This is a genomic window from Rhizobium giardinii bv. giardinii H152 (assembly GCF_000379605.1).
Lineage (GTDB): Bacteria > Pseudomonadota > Alphaproteobacteria > Rhizobiales > Rhizobiaceae > Pararhizobium > Pararhizobium giardinii.
In genome coordinates, this window is the sequence record NZ_KB902624.1 from 165,208 (window position 1) to 181,295 (window position 16,088).

General features: G+C 58.5%; 18 protein-coding genes and 2 pseudogenes. 14 read left to right on the top strand and 6 right to left on the bottom strand.

The window, feature by feature from the left end:
* Nucleotides 1-77 precede the first annotated feature (77 nt).
* The 5 genes from A3AY_RS0111620 to A3AY_RS0111640 all read left to right on the top strand — a co-directional run bounded on the left by A3AY_RS0111620 (nt 78) and on the right by A3AY_RS0111640 (nt 5,310).
* A complete protein-coding gene (locus A3AY_RS0111620) occupies nt 78-1,805 on the top strand; it encodes a cation:proton antiporter domain-containing protein (RefSeq protein WP_040668557.1) in 1,728 nt (575 codons plus the stop codon).
* A 224-nt stretch (nt 1,806-2,029) separates the two neighbouring features.
* Nucleotides 2,030-3,022, top strand: coding sequence for a YihY/virulence factor BrkB family protein (locus A3AY_RS0111625; RefSeq protein ID WP_040668560.1), 993 nt, complete (start codon nt 2,030-2,032; stop codon nt 3,020-3,022).
* Between the two features lie 281 nt (nt 3,023-3,303).
* Nucleotides 3,304-3,891 carry a hypothetical protein gene (locus tag A3AY_RS0111630; RefSeq protein WP_026203354.1) on the top strand — a complete coding sequence of 196 codons (588 nt, stop codon included), beginning with the start codon at nt 3,304-3,306 and terminating at the stop codon, nt 3,889-3,891.
* On the top strand, nt 3,884-4,300 hold the full coding sequence (locus tag A3AY_RS0111635) for a phage holin family protein (protein WP_018325855.1): 417 nt from the start codon (nt 3,884-3,886) through the stop codon (nt 4,298-4,300). Before A3AY_RS0111630 ends, A3AY_RS0111635 begins: the two co-directional genes overlap by 8 nt.
* A complete protein-coding gene (locus tag A3AY_RS0111640; protein ID WP_018325856.1) occupies nt 4,300-5,310 on the top strand; it encodes a DUF3618 domain-containing protein in 1,011 nt (336 codons plus the stop codon). The genes A3AY_RS0111635 and A3AY_RS0111640 overlap by 1 nt, the downstream gene beginning before the upstream one ends.
* Before the next feature lie 649 nt (nt 5,311-5,959).
* Here the strand turns inward: A3AY_RS0111640 and A3AY_RS0111650 are convergent.
* Complete coding sequence (locus A3AY_RS0111650) at nt 5,960-6,163, bottom strand: cold-shock protein (protein WP_018325858.1); 204 nt, start codon at nt 6,161-6,163, stop codon at nt 5,960-5,962.
* A gap of 900 nt (nt 6,164-7,063) precedes the next feature.
* On the opposite strand from A3AY_RS0111650, the gene A3AY_RS35085 reads away from it, so the two are divergent.
* Nucleotides 7,064-7,420, top strand: coding sequence for a response regulator (locus tag A3AY_RS35085; RefSeq protein ID WP_162709244.1), 357 nt, complete (start codon nt 7,064-7,066; stop codon nt 7,418-7,420).
* Between the two features lie 433 nt (nt 7,421-7,853).
* Here A3AY_RS35085 and A3AY_RS0111660 read toward each other — a convergent pair whose 3' ends face one another.
* Entirely contained in the window at nt 7,854-8,762 is a 909-nt protein-coding gene (locus tag A3AY_RS0111660) for a hypothetical protein (RefSeq protein ID WP_026203355.1), read from the bottom strand.
* Nucleotides 8,763-9,152: 390 nt separating this feature from the next.
* Between A3AY_RS0111660 and A3AY_RS41660 the strand changes: the two genes are divergently transcribed.
* The 3 genes from A3AY_RS41660 (at nt 9,153) to A3AY_RS0111675 (ending at nt 10,650) form a co-directional block, all read left to right on the top strand.
* Complete coding sequence (locus tag A3AY_RS41660; RefSeq protein ID WP_026203356.1) at nt 9,153-9,407, top strand: con-10 family general stress protein; 255 nt, start codon at nt 9,153-9,155, stop codon at nt 9,405-9,407.
* A 121-nt stretch (nt 9,408-9,528) separates the two neighbouring features.
* Nucleotides 9,529-9,831 (top strand): DUF982 domain-containing protein, encoded by a 303-nt coding sequence (locus tag A3AY_RS0111670; RefSeq protein ID WP_026203357.1) that lies wholly within the window; start codon nt 9,529-9,531, stop codon nt 9,829-9,831.
* Between the two features lie 159 nt (nt 9,832-9,990).
* Nucleotides 9,991-10,650 (top strand): DUF6766 family protein, encoded by a 660-nt coding sequence (locus A3AY_RS0111675; protein WP_018325862.1) that lies wholly within the window; start codon nt 9,991-9,993, stop codon nt 10,648-10,650.
* Between the two features lie 277 nt (nt 10,651-10,927).
* On the opposite strand, the pseudogene A3AY_RS35090 reads toward A3AY_RS0111675, so the two are convergent.
* Both A3AY_RS35090 and A3AY_RS0111685 read right to left on the bottom strand, forming a co-directional pair.
* Nucleotides 10,928-11,436 (bottom strand): annotated as a pseudogene (locus A3AY_RS35090) (Hsp20/alpha crystallin family protein).
* 99 nt (nt 11,437-11,535) lie between these two features.
* Nucleotides 11,536-12,003, bottom strand: a complete 468-nt coding sequence (locus A3AY_RS0111685; RefSeq protein ID WP_026203358.1) for an Hsp20 family protein — start codon at nt 12,001-12,003, stop codon at nt 11,536-11,538.
* A 360-nt stretch (nt 12,004-12,363) separates the two neighbouring features.
* Between A3AY_RS0111685 and A3AY_RS40490 the strand changes: the two genes are divergently transcribed.
* The 4 genes from A3AY_RS40490 to A3AY_RS41440 are packed head-to-tail and all read left to right on the top strand — an operon-like array spanning nt 12,364 to nt 13,472.
* Nucleotides 12,364-12,549 (top strand): Do family serine endopeptidase, encoded by a 186-nt coding sequence (locus tag A3AY_RS40490; RefSeq protein ID WP_026203359.1) that lies wholly within the window; start codon nt 12,364-12,366, stop codon nt 12,547-12,549.
* Nucleotides 12,506-12,676, top strand: a complete 171-nt coding sequence (locus A3AY_RS40495; RefSeq protein WP_234913147.1) for a PDZ domain-containing protein — start codon at nt 12,506-12,508, stop codon at nt 12,674-12,676. The genes A3AY_RS40490 and A3AY_RS40495 overlap by 44 nt, the downstream gene beginning before the upstream one ends.
* Entirely contained in the window at nt 12,673-12,954 is a 282-nt protein-coding gene (locus A3AY_RS40500) for a PDZ domain-containing protein (RefSeq protein WP_245275905.1), read from the top strand. The genes A3AY_RS40495 and A3AY_RS40500 overlap by 4 nt, the downstream gene beginning before the upstream one ends.
* 59 nt (nt 12,955-13,013) lie before the next feature.
* On the top strand, nt 13,014-13,472 hold the full coding sequence (locus A3AY_RS41440) for a DUF982 domain-containing protein (protein WP_162709243.1): 459 nt from the start codon (nt 13,014-13,016) through the stop codon (nt 13,470-13,472).
* A gap of 197 nt (nt 13,473-13,669) precedes the next feature.
* Here A3AY_RS41440 and A3AY_RS39120 read toward each other — a convergent pair whose 3' ends face one another.
* Nucleotides 13,670-13,831, bottom strand: coding sequence for a hypothetical protein (locus tag A3AY_RS39120; protein WP_018325864.1), 162 nt, complete (start codon nt 13,829-13,831; stop codon nt 13,670-13,672).
* A gap of 465 nt (nt 13,832-14,296) precedes the next feature.
* Here A3AY_RS39120 and A3AY_RS35105 point away from each other — a divergent pair.
* Nucleotides 14,297-14,573: pseudogene (locus tag A3AY_RS35105) on the top strand (DUF1236 domain-containing protein).
* Between the two features lie 659 nt (nt 14,574-15,232).
* On the opposite strand, the gene A3AY_RS0111725 reads toward A3AY_RS35105, so the two are convergent.
* Nucleotides 15,233-15,865, bottom strand: coding sequence for a Hint domain-containing protein (locus A3AY_RS0111725; protein WP_018325868.1), 633 nt, complete (start codon nt 15,863-15,865; stop codon nt 15,233-15,235).
* Nucleotides 15,866-16,088 lie beyond the last annotated feature (223 nt).

A 16,088-nucleotide genomic window follows, 5' to 3' on the forward strand; every position in this document is an offset into this window, starting at 1 on the left:
ATACCTCTTGCTCTCGTGACGCCGAATATCTCTACTGAAAAGTTACCGCAGCTGAATCTGATACATATGGGGCGGCGTTGGCCAGTTCGATCAATCTGAGTATCTACAGCGATGTCATGGTTGTCCTTGCAACGGCGGGCGTGATCGTCCCCGTCGTCAGCAGGTTGGGCGCGAATCCGATTATCAGCTATCTCACCCTGGGTGCACTTTTGGGACCCTTGGGGCTTGGCGCCGCCATGGACCAGATGCCTTTTCTCTACTGGATAACGATCGTTGAACCGAACAACGTTGCTGGCATTGCTGAACTAGGCGTTGTCTTTCTGCTTTTTTTGATTGGGCTCCAACTGTCGCTGTCCCGGCTTCTGGCTCTACATCGGCTTGTATTTGGCCTTGGGGGCCTGCAAATCGTGATCACGGCAGCCATCCTTACATTGATCGCGGTCTTGTTCGGTGTGGGTACACAGCAGGCATTGGTGGTCGGTTTAAGCCTGGCCCTTTCTTCGACTGCCGCCGTGGTTGAATTGCTTTCCAACAAGCGGCGCATGTCCACGACCACGGGGCGCGCCACCTTCTCGGTACTTCTCGCTCAAGACCTTGCGGTCGTACCGCTGCTGTTACTCGTGGGTATCCTTGCTTCTGACACCGGCACCAATGTTGCCACCATTCTCGGAATCGCCTTGCTGCAAGCCGCCGCCTCGCTCGGAATGATTGTTCTGTTTGGCAGAGTTTTTCTAAGATCGCTTTTTCATCTTGTGGGATCGCTGGATTCCTCAGAGGTTTTCTTGGCTGCCGTTTTGTTCATCGTCGTGGGGGCCGGCTTCGCGGCCGCCTTATTTGGGCTACCCATGGCAATGGGTGCGTTTGTTGCAGGTATACTCCTGTCGGAAACGGAATTTCGCAAAGCTGTCGAGGCCATTGTCGAACCCTTCAAAGGCCTCCTTTTGGGCGTCTTTTTCTTCACCGTCGGCATGTCAATCGACATAGTCGAATTCATCAAGACACCAGGCTTGATCATTTCACTGTTGTGCATATTGCTCATAGTCAAAGTCATCGTGCTGGCGCCGCTCGCTCGGCTATTCAGTCTCGCTCTGCCGAGCGCAATTGAGATGGCGATGCTGTTGGCCGCCGGCGGAGAGTTCGCCTTCGTTGGCATTGGAGCGGGTGCCGCCGCCGGTATCGTATCGCCTCATGTGTCCGGTATGGCTTTAACAGTAGTGGCAATCAGCATGGCCCTAACGCCGCTCTTGGCCACACTGGGAGAACATCTGGCGAGAGCGATTTCCAAAACCGAGCATGGACCCGAGTTAGACGAAATGCCTGATGTAATGACAGGACATGGCATCGTCGTCGGTTACGGACGCGTCGGTAGGGTGGTTGCCGGTATGTTGCAACGCCATGGATTGGCATACCTGGCGATCGACGCCGATCCGGCGCTGGTTTCTCGCGAAAGGCGCAAGGAGAACGCCGTGTTTTTCGGCGATGCTCGCAACAACAATTTCCTGAGGATATGTGGGCTGTCAGAAGCCAGTTCGCTCATTGTGACGATTAATGATGATCATGCCACGGACCGCATAATCGAAATTGTTCGGGCAGCGCGACCCGACCTGCCAATCGTCGTGCGCGCCAGGGATGCTACTCATGCCCGGCATCTTTACGCTATGGGCGTAACGAACGCTGTGCCGGAAACAATTGAGGCGAGTCTCCAATTGTCAGAAGCGACCCTGATCAGCATGGGCATCCCTATGGGTAAGGTTGTTGCCAGCATCCATGAGCGACGGGATGAGTTCCGAAAGGAGTTGCAATAAGCGTCTGATTGTTTTTCCCAAGCTTGAGGGGAGGCACGATTTCTTCGCCGGAGATGCCCACCGGCGCCCACATCCTTCAGCTTGCGATGCGAAGGGCCCGGGGGAATTGCGTGGAGGTCCTGCTGGAAGAACAATCACCCCGCGATCACCTGGGAGCGGAGGCGCCCGAAAGATGGCCGCCAAGCCGAATGGCGCTATATTCGCTTGTGAAGGAGGCCGAAGCAATGGATGTCAATGACCGAAACACTTCCGGGGCCGCTTCCGAAGAAGACCGGGCGAGGGGGCGGGACGCCGACACACCAAATGAGATCCCGGCCAAAGGATTTAGAGACGTATTCTGGCGGTTGGTTAGCGAAGTGAGCGAGGACCGGGTCACGCTGATCGCCGCGGGAGTGACGTTCTATATTCTGCTTTCACTCTTTCCCGCTCTCGGCGCGCTTGTTTCGCTCTATGGTATCATAGCGGACCCGAGCACGATGGCGAAACAGATAGAGTTCATCTCGGATATACTTCCGCCTGGGGCATTCGACATCATCCTTAACCAGCTCAACGTGCTTGTCCAACAGAAGGCATCGTCGCTTAGCATTAGCTTTGTGGTGGGGCTGGCTATAGCGCTTTGGAGTGCAAACAGCGGGATGAAGGCGATCTTCGATGCCATGAACGTTGCTTACGGCGAGGCCGAAAAAAGAGGAATTGTAAGACTGAATTTGGTCTCACTGACCTTTACACTCGGCGCGCTGATCTTCGCGGCGATTCTCATCGCGGCGATTGGAGGTGTTCCGGCAGTACTTGCCTACATATGGCTGGACCGTTGGCAGGAAACCCTAATTCGCCTCCTGCGGTGGCCAGTCCTGCTGATCTTGGTCGCTGGGGGGATCAGCCTGATCTATCACTACGGCCCAAGCCGGGAGCCCGCGAAGTTTCGATGGCTGAGTTGGGGAGCCGTGTTCAGTACCCTCCTTTGGCTGGCCGCCTCCATACTGTTCTCCTATTATCTCGAAACATTTGCGGATTATCAAGCGACCTATGGGGCGTTGGGCGCGTTAATCGGCTTCATGGTTTGGACCTGGATCTCGGTCATCGCATTGATCGTCGGAGCGGAGCTGAACGCGGAACTGGAGCACCAGACGGCCCGCGACACGACGACCGGAGCACCCTTGCCAATGGGCGAACGGGGGGCATACGTCGCCGACACGATCGGGCCGCCGGTGGACTGACACCTTTTCCTGGAGTTGGTGGCGGCGACTCCAGGAGAGATGGACTCTGTCCGGACTTGGGATCGCAACCCGCGTCAGCGCTGCCGCGTTGACCTGTCAGTGAAGGCGCAGGCAACGCTGAATGAGTGCCCTGCAACAAGCCCAGGTGGAAGCATTCCTCCCTGTCTCAACTGTCGCGCCTCTTCTGATCGGCCTTTGATCTCCCTTCGGGAACAATTCCTCCACGTGCAAGTTCTGCCAGCTAAGTTAAGTGGCCGCTAATTAAAGTGGAGGAAGACACGATGCCTGAGGATTTCTTGCCAGCCGGCGGATCAGCTCCGTCCCCCGAAAACAGAAACAGTACTTCTGACGACCCCTCCGCTGCTACAACAATGGGCTTCAGCGAACTCAAAGACAAAGTCGCTGACGACCTTGATGCGGCTCGGGGTATGATCAAGGACGGCACTGAAGCAGCGGTCGCAAAGGTGAAGGGGTCGGTTTCAACACAGACGAACTTCGCCGCGCGCCAAGCCCGCGGAATCGCGAGCGCACTCGAAAAAGTCGGCGCCGAACTTGAACGCGGCGAGCAGCCCCAAGTCGGCCGGTACGCCAGGCAAATTGGCGGTAGCATTCAAAGGATCGCCAACGAGATCGAAGATCGGGATATAGGCGAGGTTGCCGGCATGGCTGAAGATTTCGGGCGCAGGCAGCCGCTCGCCTTTCTCGGTGTGGCGGCAATCGCGGGCCTCGCTGCCAGTCGGTTTCTCATGGCCTCTGCGAAGCGCGGCTCCCGCCAGGAGACCGATGTGACCGGGCCGACGATCATACCATCGGACACTCAGTCCGGCCGAGCTTCCGAGATCGCAACGGGAGGGCAAATCAATGGTTAAGCCAAATGACGATGCTCCACTTTCTCAACTTGTGACCGGCTTGTTTTCCGACGTCACGGGATTGCTTCGCAAAGAGATAGACCTCGCGAAAACCGAGGTTTCGGAGAAGCTCTCAAAAGCGATCGGCGGCATTGAAGTGCTGCTCGCGGGTGTTGTCCTGGCAATTGGCGCGATTGGCGTTCTGCTCGGTGCGCTTGTCGGGGTGCTTGCAGCAGTCATGGTCAATCAGGGGATGACCGAGGTGAACGCGGACGCAGCCGCGGCGGTGATTGTTGGCTTGCTTGTCGCCGTAGTTGCCTGGGCACTGGTCGCGCGAGGCCTCGCGGTTTTGCGGGGATCCAGCTTGAATCTCGATCGGACGACCGCATCACTGCGCCGTGACATGAACGTCGTCAAGGAGAAGATGTGATGGACCATTCTGTCGAAAAAACCTCCGCCGACATCCAGAGAGAAATAGATGTCGATCGCCAGCGAATTGAAGAACGTATCGGCGCAATTCAGGACCGAATGTCGCCGGGGCAAATGCTGGACGAAATGCTTGCCTACGCAAAGGCAAGTGGGGGCGGAGAATATGTGAGCAATCTTGGCCGGGCGATAAAGTCAAATCCGCTGCCGGTCGCATTGATGGGTGTCAGCCTGGCCTGGCTTATGGCAAAGCAGGGGAGTACGTCATCCTCGCTGAACACGTCCACCTCCGAGCGCGCCGATGCGTATCCACTCTATCCCGCAAAAGGCGACGTTCGCCGGGTCGGTCCGGCGGTCCTGGAAGATGGGGCGAGATACAGCCGGTTCACCGATGAAACCGGTCGGCAATTCAAGGCACTGACGGATGCCGAGGGTCGCCGTGCGGGGCACTTCGTGGATGAGGCCGGCAATATGTATCGCGGCTTCGTTGATGCTGGTGGAAGACAGATCGAACGCATACTCGATGAGTCAGGAAAAATCCTTGATCAAGCTACTGGATGGGGTTCGCAAGCCTGGTCGAGCGTCAAGGATGCTGTTGGCGAAGCTGGCGCAAAGGCGTCGAGCCTCGCAAGCTCGATATCTCAAGGTTCCGGAGCCGCTGCCGCGACAATTCAGCACCGGGTCGATGACCTTAATCGCACAATTATCACCCACTTCCGCAATCAACCGCTCGTAGGAGGGGCATTGGCGTTTGCGGTTGGCGCGGCAATTGGCGCGGCCCTTCCTCCCACCGAACAGGAAGACAGTGCACTGGGAGAATCCTCTGACAAACTGAAAAAAAATGTGACCACGCAGGCAGTGGATGCATTTGATCAGGGCAAGGAGGCTGCGTCAGAAGCTTTTGAGAAGGCGATGGCTGTGGCATCAGATGTTCATGATGCCGCCAGGGATCGGATGGTGGAGGAGGTTGAATCCTTGAAACATGGTCCAGATATTGGTGGGGATCATCGCTAGAGGATTGATCGAGACAATCGCGTTTTTTTGGTCGCCGCCGGCAGCGGCCAAATACAGCCGCGTCGATTTGGGTGCGCCGCAGGCCGGATCGATGGGTCGCGCAAAATGGCGACCGCGACGCACATCGTTCCTTATCGGAGCGCAGCTTGGTGATCGCTGAAGCCGTTTCCCCGGTTGCGCGCGAAGTGGGTTTTTCTTGTCCGCACAGGTTGCGTTATCGCGGGTCACCAGCAACACGCGTGCACGAAATCTGGGCCAGCTAGAGGTGAATCTCGGCGCCTCCTCGAACCGACCTGAGGCAGGAACACATGGCCGCGGGAAGCCGCCAGCGCTTGGCTTCCCGCGATATTCTGCGCTCCGCGATAACCCGCAGCGTTGATTGCCGAGGGCGCCCGTTGTGCGGGAGGAAGCTGATAGTTGCCCAAGACCATAGCGGGCCCCGAGAAAATCAGTGTCGCAGCCGCCGTTGCCAAACGTCGCCGGCGAACCAACCGCGCTCAAATCTGGTCTCGCCATGGCGAAAGCGGGCAAATCCGACCTGCACATCAACAGCCAAAGATCAAAAGCCGGAATCGTCAGTGAGCCCGCAGATCTCTGACGCGATAGCCGGATCGATTTTCTTGGTCCGGGTGGCGCGCGGAACCCGCAGTCAAAGCACGGTGACGTTCTCGGCCTTAGACTTCCCAGTCTTGCGGTCCTGGCCTAGCTCGAAGCTGACCTTGTCACCTTCTCTGAGCGAGCCCCCTCGCTGCAATGCAGACGCGTGAACGAACACGTCCGCTCCTCCATTTTCGGGAGTAATGAAGCCGAATCCCTTATCATCGTTGAAAAATTTCACAGTACCGGTCGCCATCTCAATTCCTCGTTAACCTTTGCGGCATGTCTAGGCGCGAAACAAACCCTACAGCGGGAGCAATCGCCAATCAACCGATGAAGTTCGCTCATCGGAAAACCGCGAACTCTTTGCCGCGCGAACCCTCCTCGGATGGACGACCTAGGCCTGCCTCCGGTTCGTGGCAAACGCTTCAAGAATATGACGGGGCGCGAACCGCGGCGTGAACCCCCACATCCAGTCGGTGTGAAACGGTGCATCTACTTGTGATTGCGGATTCGGATGTCCAGTGGCAACAAACGTCGATGAGGCGTGGGCCCTCCTCGAACACCGTCGCCGTCTTGCAATATTGGTTACGGCGTCCAGGTGCCGGGAAGAACGGACGGGTTCGAACCGGACGGTAGCCGGAGAGCAGCCGGTTGCATCGGTGCCGATGCTTCGGCTGCCATGCGGTCAGCGAAGGTGATTGGCCGGCGGGACTTGCCGAACGTCAACTGTTTCGGCCGGCTTGCCAGCCTGCCGACACGCCGAAGCAGCGTACGATCGTGCCAAGCGTCGGCATCGTCGTCGGCACGACTAGTCCAACAAAACCAGCAGATCGTTGAACGTCGCCAAACCTCCCTTATTGACCGACGGCTGAATGATTCAAGGAACTCTGTGGGATTAAGTGCGGCCATTCGGTCGGCGTGTTCGCTGACATGGCGCGGTTACCTGACACGGTCGGCTGAAAAGCATTTCAGCAGAGCAGGGGCCGGTAGTTCAAACCACCCTCATCCGTGGATTACAATCGGTCGGCGTCAATTGTGCGAAAGCGGACAGTTGGCGCCCGCGGTATTGTTGCGTTGCCCCGGTGGGGATAGGTTGCCTTGTCGGCTTATGGGCTAAATCATGGATCGACCAGGTGCACATTCGATATTGATCTTGGAAGACGAACCGCTTATCGCACTTGATCTCGAGCAGATAGTCGCTGAAGCGGGCTTTGTGGCCGTTTCCACTTTCACAACCCGCCAAAACGCAAAAATTTGGCTGACCGCCCACTCCCCCGACGTTGCTTTGATCGACATTTTTTTAGAAGATGGCCGGTGCAGCGATGTTGCGCTTGCACTCAAGGAACGTGGGGTGCCGTTTATCGTTTGTTCCGCCTCTGCAAAGCGCGACGCAGAGGATATATTCCGGACGGGGGTATGGCTATCAAAACCGTTCTTGCCGAGAGAGGTAATCGGAGCGCTGCGTGAGGTTCGCCACATGAAAAATGACGGCAGACCGCATGCGCTCTGATCGCAGGCCGAGCAACCACCGATCACTGCGGCGCAGCAGGCCATGAGCACCCTTGGCCATGACATCCCGCAGCAGCGCTGTGCCGCGTGGGCCTGATCGTATTCCGGTTTCTGCTGGAAAAGACGCAATCGGCATCCTCGCCGGTGGAGCACGTGCAGGGCTTCCTCAGTCTCGGTGCTTAGAGTCCTCTGTTGGGTTGCCGATGCGATTGCCTGAAGGGTGGTGGTGGTGAGGGGGCCATCGCCGGCGTAACCAGCTCGATGTTCTTGCCGAACCGACCCGCGATCACGGTCTGGTCCGGCCCTCCTCGTGGCCGCAAGCCCGCGGGCAGGGACAACTAACCGTTCCGCAAGGACGCTCGATGTCTTCGAATTGTTGCCTGCCGTTGGGCGCCAGCGCGATGCTTTTTCGTGCCGCACGAGGCCAGCTCGGATCAAATCTTGCGTTGTCGCCCGATATACACTTCGTCAATGTCATCCCGCTGGCGCCCGCCGAGGGCTGCGCCGACGCCGGCGACGAAGCCGCCAATAAGAAGCGAAACCGCGCCGAGCAAGGCGGCAGTGGCGCTTGCCTTGCGGGCTGTGTCGGCCGCTTGCTCAGCCGCAACCTTGGCGTCGTCGATGCGTTTTAAAACGGTATCGACGCGGGCCTTGGCATCCGCTTCGGAAAGGCTTGTGCGCGAAGCCACAAGCTGGGCGAGATAGGTGCGGTCGGCTTCCGGCATATCGCCGCTGGCTGCGCTGTTGAGAAGGATGCGCGACACCTGGCCGGCGGCGTCATCCTGCGGCGTTCGCGCCGGCGTGGCGGTCGGATTGGCAGGACGCAGCAGGCTGTCGACAAAATAGGAGGTGACATTGCTAGCTTCGTTCGACGTTGCCGCGGCGGCACCGGCAGCCGTTGCCCCGGCGGTTACGGTTGCGGTGGCCTGGACGCCTGTGCCGATCATCGATGAAACGGCCGATCCGAGCGATCCTGCCACAATCAGGGTGGCGAGGGCCCAGGCGAGAACGCCATGCGCCGTATCGCGGAAGAAAACTTCGTCCGCGTGAACGCTGCTCCATTTCGTCCGCAGGCGCCCGGCAATATACCCGCCGAGCGCAGACGATATCCACTGCACAACAACGAGCCAGATGGCAGTCGAAACCGCGAAGGTTGTCAGTGACATGCCTTCGGAGGACCAGGGCGACACCATCGTCAGTCCGAAACCTGTGCCGAGCAATGTCAACAACAACGTGACCGCCGCCGCCGCCACCGCGCCGGCGATGATGGCGCCCCAGCTGACTGCGGAGACCGACGATTCGTCGGAGGAAAAAGCTGGCACTGTAGAGGAAGGAATCGTCATCGCGCCCACCTATCTGAAGAAGAGGGCGAGAAGGATGATAATGGGGATCGGAACCCCCAGCAGCCAGAGCAGAATTCCGCGTCCCATGTTGGTTCTCCCTTGCCTTTATAGCCGCTGTTTCAAACGGTTGCCTCATGCCGCTATAAACTCGGGTTGAGGGTTTTGGTTCCACCGCCGATTTGCCACGGGCCTGCGTCACGCCCGCGTCGGCCCGCGATTGAGGGAGCCCAGGCGGTGATCGTAGTGGCCGGTCCTTTCGCGCAAACTCGGTGTCTGTACGCTTCCAGACAATTGTGTCAGGCGAAGATTTTTATCGGAACCACCTTTCATTAGCAAAGTTGGATAAGGCGTCGTGTTGAACGGCGAGCAGTCCAAACAGGAGATAGTAAAATGCCTAACCAGCAATCGGGAAGCCGTGACCAGGGTCAAGGGAACCGTGGTCAGCAAGGTGGCCGCGGCCAAAAATCCAGTGATACGTCAAAGCGCGGCTTTGCCTCCATGGACGATGACAAGCAGCGCGAAATCGCCTCGAAGGGCGGTGAGGCGTCCGGCGGAAACTTCAAGAACGATCCGGAGCGGGCAGCCGAAGCCGGCAAAAAAGGCGGACAGTCCTCAGGCGGCGGTGACCGTGGCGGCCGGTCGTAACCGTATCCATACATTGAAATACGGGAGGCCGTTTGGCCTCCCGATGATTTCAAGTGCCCACGGAGATACGGTTCAGTTGCCAAACGCCCTGCGAAACAGAGCTCTGATAGGAGGAGATACGATGAACAAACGCGATATTCCCTGGAGGCATCCGCTAAAAGTCACCCTTCGGGACGGCATGGATCGAACATTCGCGAGCGTCTACGATGCGCTGGATTTCCTGGAAAACGAATGGCCGCAGAAACGCGGCGCCAGTTACGATCGAGCGATTCTGGCCTGTAGACGAGGTTTGAGTGGCCTGGCGCCGGCAGAAGTGGCGCGAGAGGCGTTTATAGCCGCATGTCTCGAGACTGGCCTGCCGGCGGTGGTGGCGGCGCCGCTGCCCTATCGTCGATCTGGTCATTTGCCTTGGGCGCGCGTTTAAAGGACCAAACGGCACTCACCCCGGGGCATGGTCGGCCTTTATGATAATGCGCGCCGACCTCATCCGTCGACGGAACAAACAAAGTAATCTCGTGTTGAGTTGTCGTGGCAGCAGGTCATTCGCTGCATTCCAGGTTATGCCTCACGGGTGGAGGTGGCAATGAAGTTTCTCAAGAACAATGGTCTGACGATCGTCCTGCTGGCGGCCACGGTGATCACCATCCTCGGAATGCTTATGACCGGCCTGTCGGTCTACAACGACGACCTCACGAAGCACGGCGCGCAAGCGGTCGCAGTCGGCGAATACCTTACGACGGGACACTTCCTCTCCGCTCTGTTTGAAAACTGGGAGAGCGAATTTCTCCAAATGTCGGCCTACGTCGTGCTCACGGCGTTTTTGTTCCAGCGCGGTTCGGCGGAATCCAAAGATCCCAACGAGAGTTCGCCGCAGGATGCCGATCCCGCGGGCGACGAGAACAAGCCGGACGCGCCACTTCCGGTGCGGATGGGCGGGCTTCCCAGATCATTGTATTCCTATTCTCTCGGCTTTGCGTTGTTCCTGCTCTTCGCTGTGAGCTTCGTGCTCCATGTGCGGGGGAGCCTGGTCGCCGAGGCGGTCCAGGCTCGTCTGCACGGAGAACCAGAACCCGCGATAGCAGATCATCTTTCTAGCGCCCAGTTGTGGTTTGAGTCGTTTCAAAACTGGCAGAGTGAGTTCCTGTCGACCGCCGTCCTCGTCGTCCTCTCCATATTTTTGAGGTTTCGGGGCTCGCCGGAGTCAAAGCCCGTGTCGGCCCCCCACTCGCAGACGGGCGCATGAGGACGAGGACCGGGTGCCGATCGGAGCGGTGCCGTCTTCGCCACACCGGCTATAGGCGCGACGAGCTGATCGACGCCCCTTTCGCGGGCTCAGGACGCTCCCCTCAGCTCGTCTGGCTGCCAGCGTCATCACTTAGACGATGACGCTCTTCACATCCGGACGCCGCTTGGTGGCATGCTGTGTGCCACGTATTTTTAGCGACGCTTCGCCGCGACCGAGCTTCATAGCCACCGTTTAACCCGGGTGCCGGAGGCACCCGGGCAAGGTCCTGTGTGGATCATTTGGGGCTGTTGATCGGGATGCGCTTTGCGTTTGCCGCAGCCGTTTCGCTTTTTGGCAAGGTTACCGTGAGCACCCCGTTCTTGAAGGTTGCCGCGACCTTGCCCTCCTCAATGTCGCGACCGAGGGCGAGACGCCGCTCAAAACGCCCGTAGTAGCGTTCGCTGAACTGACGATCCTTGTCCTGTTCTTTGAATTCTTCTCGCCGCGAAGCGTCAGAACACCGTCTTCCAGCAAGACCTCGAGGTCGTTCTCCTCAAGACCGGGCAACTCAGCGGTCACCTGTATTTCCTTGTCCGTCTCCGAAAATTCGACACTGGGCCACATACCGTTGCGAGGGGTCATGCCGCCAAACAATGATGGCGCATCGAAACCCCGAAGGGTTTCGTCGAACAGCCGGTTGATGTTGCGATGCAGCGACAGGAACGGATCCATATCGTCCCTGCGCCCAAACGTCGGAATCTGGTTGCTGCCACGGTTCCAGGGGATCAAGTCACGTACACTCATCGTCGTTTCCTTTCTCGGTCTGTAACCTTCCTTTCTTTGCTCTTTGCGTGACCGCAGCGACCCCGCTCTCGAGGGGTTGGGTCTCGACCACGGTTTGCGTCAGGCCGCTACATTGCCTTCGATCTGTTTCGAAGGCTCCGCGGTCGGCGCAGCATCGATCGCGATCCGGCGCGGCTTCATCTCCTCGGGAATTTCCTTCGTCAGGTCGATGGTCAGCAGTCCGTTCTCAAGCTTCGCGCCATTGACGTTGACGTGGTCGGCGAGCTCGAAGCGCCGGACAAAGGGTCCCAGTGCCAATGCGCGATGGAGATACTGCACGTCCTCGTTTTCGGGCCTGGCGCCGTTGATCACCAACATATTCGGCTCATGCGTGATCGTCAGTTCGTCGTCGCTATAGCCGGGGACAGCGATCACGATTCGGTAGCTGTCCTCACCGAGTTTGACGATGTCATAGTGCGGCCCGTTGTCGCCGTTCTGCGGCACTGCGGTCCTTTCCAGCAGGTCGAAAATACGGTCGAAGCCGACGCTCGACCTGTAGAAGGGCGAGAAGTCCATATTCGTTCTCATAGCTACATCCTCCTTTGAGCAACATAGATACGAGGGGGCGTCAAGAAAGCCGACGCTCCCTGACAGTGTCGGCCCATCTTTGCTGCCGACACAAATGAGATGGGACTCCATTGCGTCGCGTCAAGAGGAAATCAAGTCTATTTCGAGCGGCTCAGTGAACAAATGTCATATGATTCAGACTGTTAGCATTCGGTGCGCTCGAGTGCTTAAAAAATATTTCATCCAGGCGGATGCGTCGATCAATCCGGCAACTCGGGAGGTGCGCTGGTCACCGCGGACGGGCTGCTCGTTGGCATCAACACTGCCATCATCGCGCCGGCCGGCGGCAATGTCGGTATTGGCTTTGCGGTTCCAATCGCAATGGCATCGAGGGTGATGGAGCAACTGATCGAGCATGGCGAAGTCCGGCGCGGCCGCATCGGCATCTCCGTCCAGGACCTGACACCCGACCTGGCCGAAGCGCTCGGCATAGAGCAAAGCTACGACGCCGTCGTCGGCAGGGTTGAGCGCAATTCCCCGGCGGCCCACGGGGCTTCAAGCTGGTGATGTCATCATTGCCGTTAACGATCGTAAAATCACCGGCTCGGCAGATCTGCGCAATCATGTCAGGCTGGCGCAGGTCGGATCTCACGTCGAAATCGATACCTGCGTGATGGGGTGCCCAAAACGGTGACGGTTCGCATCGAGCCGGATGAAGCACTTGCCGAGCCCAGCGCTATATCCGCTCGCCTCGAGGGCGCGCAGTTCCAGGATGCGACCGGCAACATGGTCGTTTCCAGTATTGAAGATGGAGGTGCCGCTGCGCGATCGGGCTTGCGGGCGGGCGACGTGATCGTTGCCGTCAATCGTCGCCCCGTCTCCACCGTGGCGGAACTCGCGGCGGCGTTGAACAACGCCAGCGGCACGATCGCTCTCGAACTGTTTCGCGGTGGGTTGGAGCTCTTTTGGTGATCCGGTAGCTCGTTGCCCGACGCTTGACGAATTGAAAGTCGCGTGAATGGAGGAGAACGATGAAACACGATTGCTTTCGACACCCGGTGACAATCCTTGCAGGGCTCGGAAGTCCGGCTAAGGTCCATGGCGTGAAAGAGGCCTATGGCTGGCTGAATGAGGCCGCCATCGAAGCGAAATTCAACGCACGCAATCGCACTCAATGCCTGCAGGGCAGCACTTGCGGGCGCGAAGTCGAGATCGCTCGCGGGACGCTTGTCAACTTCGCGAGACGGGCCAATCTTCTCGCGCCCGATACCGAGGCGATCGTCGCCGCCGGTGGGGGCGCTGTGCTTGTGCATGCAGGACCCTACATCGAGGCGACGTCAAGCACGCAACCTGAAGGCAGGGCGCTCTGTGCGACGTCGTGCCAGAGTTGTTCTTGGGCCGTGACGCCAGTGGCAAGCAACTTCGCGAGAGTCTTTGGCAGATTGTATCTACCGCTGGGAGATATTGCACTGCACAAAAAGTATTACTAGAAAAGCGTCGGGTGGCAAATATAATACTTTTGATTTTAAATCTATTGCCGTTTGTCATGGATTGACAAACGGAATCTATACTGTACTTTCAGGCTCTGTTTGTCAGATCAAACCCCAAATAACTTGTCTCTACATTTTAATCAGACGCAAGCCGCGTCCGTTATCCGTACCATTGTGTCGCGTCTTGAACGGAGAATTCAGTGATGAAGCAGGTTGTCGAGTACCAGGGTATCCCGGTTGGTGTTCTCATGCAGCGTGACGGCTGCCTTGCCTTCATGGCGGTGAAATACGATGTCATTGAGCTTGATGGCGAACGCTTTTCGTCGGTAGCCGAAGCGCGCGAGGCCGTTCGGGTCCATGTGAGACGACACGAACCAAGGATGCCGATGAACCGGGGTAACGCATTGTCGAGCGGTGGACTGTCCCAATAGAGAGCTGCAGCCACAATTCTTGACCAGACACGATTGGCCGAACGCGCTCACCGAGACAGTTACGCGATCGGACGTCCGCACTCTGTGGTCGTCTCCATACATTGCGGGACCCGGGCGTCATGCGAGAATCTGCGGGCGTCGAGTCGCCAATATGGCTGGGTGGTGGCTCCAACCTGCCACGGGAGATTCGCTGGCATTGGAACCAACGCGTATTATCGGAGTTGGTCACTTAATGGGGTCCGCTGGGGATTTCATGACGTAATACTTTAGGCCCGCTGTTTCCGAACAGCGGGCCCGTTTGTGAGGCCGCACCGCACTACATGTAGGACTTTCCTTGGAACCATGTCCTTGCCGCCGTCGTTGTCCCCGGCATTTACAACCAAGTAGGAAGTCATGGAAAAACTCATTATACCTGCCGTATCGCTGTTCCTCGCACTCGGCGGCGCCGCAGCTGCACAGACGGCGACGGTTACCGTTCCCGGCGAGGCGCGGACATACGTTCTTGAGCAAAAGACGCCATCGGCCACGTTCGAAGGCGAACTTGCCGGCGGTACGACGCTTCCCAAGACGGTCGAGATCCACACGATCCGGGATCAGCCCGATTTTGGTTAACGACAAGCGCGTGCTGGTCAATCCCAAGACCCGCACGGTGGTCGAAATCGTCCAATGAGGTGAAAATGTTACTGCGGGCCCGGTTCCCTGGCCCGCAATCCTCCTTTACCAGTCGACCTTCGTCCAGATCAACGACCGTTCATGCTTGCCGCGCTCGTCAGAGCGCTGGAAGCGTGTCGCGCCATGCCTTGGCGACGATTCCATCGGAGCGGGCGACACTCAGCGTTTCCTGCAGCTCAGCCTTGTGACCTTTGTATGCCTGTCACGCGCTCGTAACGTTCAGCCGTTGTGCGTCATCGGATACCGTGACCTTGGCTTCGCGACGAAGTTACTTGTGCCGGCGGTAACTTGTCCGAGCCAGGTGGTTTTCGCTTTGGAGACGTGCGGGATTGATCGCGATCCTCTTGATGGGCCAGGGCATGGTCACAGACGACCTTGGTCAGCGCCTTGAGCGTTTCCCACNTGTCCCATCCAGCGGCGGTGAATTCATCGATCAGGTCGACGATCGAGTAGTTCAGGGCCTTTTGCAGCTCNGAGCGGTAGCCAGGATCGCCGATCGGAAGGCGTTTCGAATGGGGGGTTTCCATGGCGATCTCCTTTAATAAGGAAAACATAAAATAGACGCGTTTGTTCCAAGGGTCGGTAAGGAAACAAACGCGTCTTAGCCCCGCCAACGTCATAGTCTGGCGGGGATCTCGTCCGCCTTCGAACTCCGTCCTATCCGATCACTTGCCCGGCGCGAGCGGCGATCCGTCCAGAGATGTCTCGAACCGGCTCGCGCATCTGAAAGGCACGGCGGACCCCGCGGGGCAGAAGCGCCTTCAGGTGCTCGCGGCCGGACAGCCCCACAATCGGGGCGCAAGGCGTCATCGAACGATGGTGATCGCCGGGATAGAGGCGCGTGAATTCAGCGAAGTTCGCAAAGCCTTCGATGTTGCTGGCCGTGAGAAGGAACGTCTCGGCCGGGACACCNTCGGCCAGGATCACNTCATGGCTGTCGAGCATGATCTGGTAATACTCGATCGTCTCTCGGTGCGGAGCNGGTGCAATCGANGTGCCGTTGACCAGGTCCTTCACCCTGATCAGCACGCCATCGATCAACAACGCATGGCCGGGAGAGAGATAGAGATCCCGATGAGGCGTGCTGTGGCCAAGAGCGTGCCGCCAAATACGGATCGGCACGACGGCATCGTTCCAGGATGAACCGTTCCGCCTGTAGGCGTGGCGACCGATCCATTTGACCGCCCGGGCTTTGCCGTCCGCCGTTTCGACGCGATCGCCGATGTGAAGATCCTCGATGAAGACCTCGCCTGTCGGGGTCATGATGGAGGTGCCCCGCAGAAAGCACATCGGGCTGCCGCCGGACTGGCCGTGCCCGCCCGACTGGCCATGGCCCCCCGACTGGCCATGCCCCCCGGACGGCCCATGGCCCTGGCCAGGGGAACCGCCGCCTGTTTTCCACCACGCCTTTCCCTTGGCGTGGGCAGTCGAAGGAGACAAAGCTGCGGCTAAGAGCGCGATTTTTGCTGTCGCCGCAGTCGCCAGTCCGAGGAAGTGGCGCCGCGCGCGATTG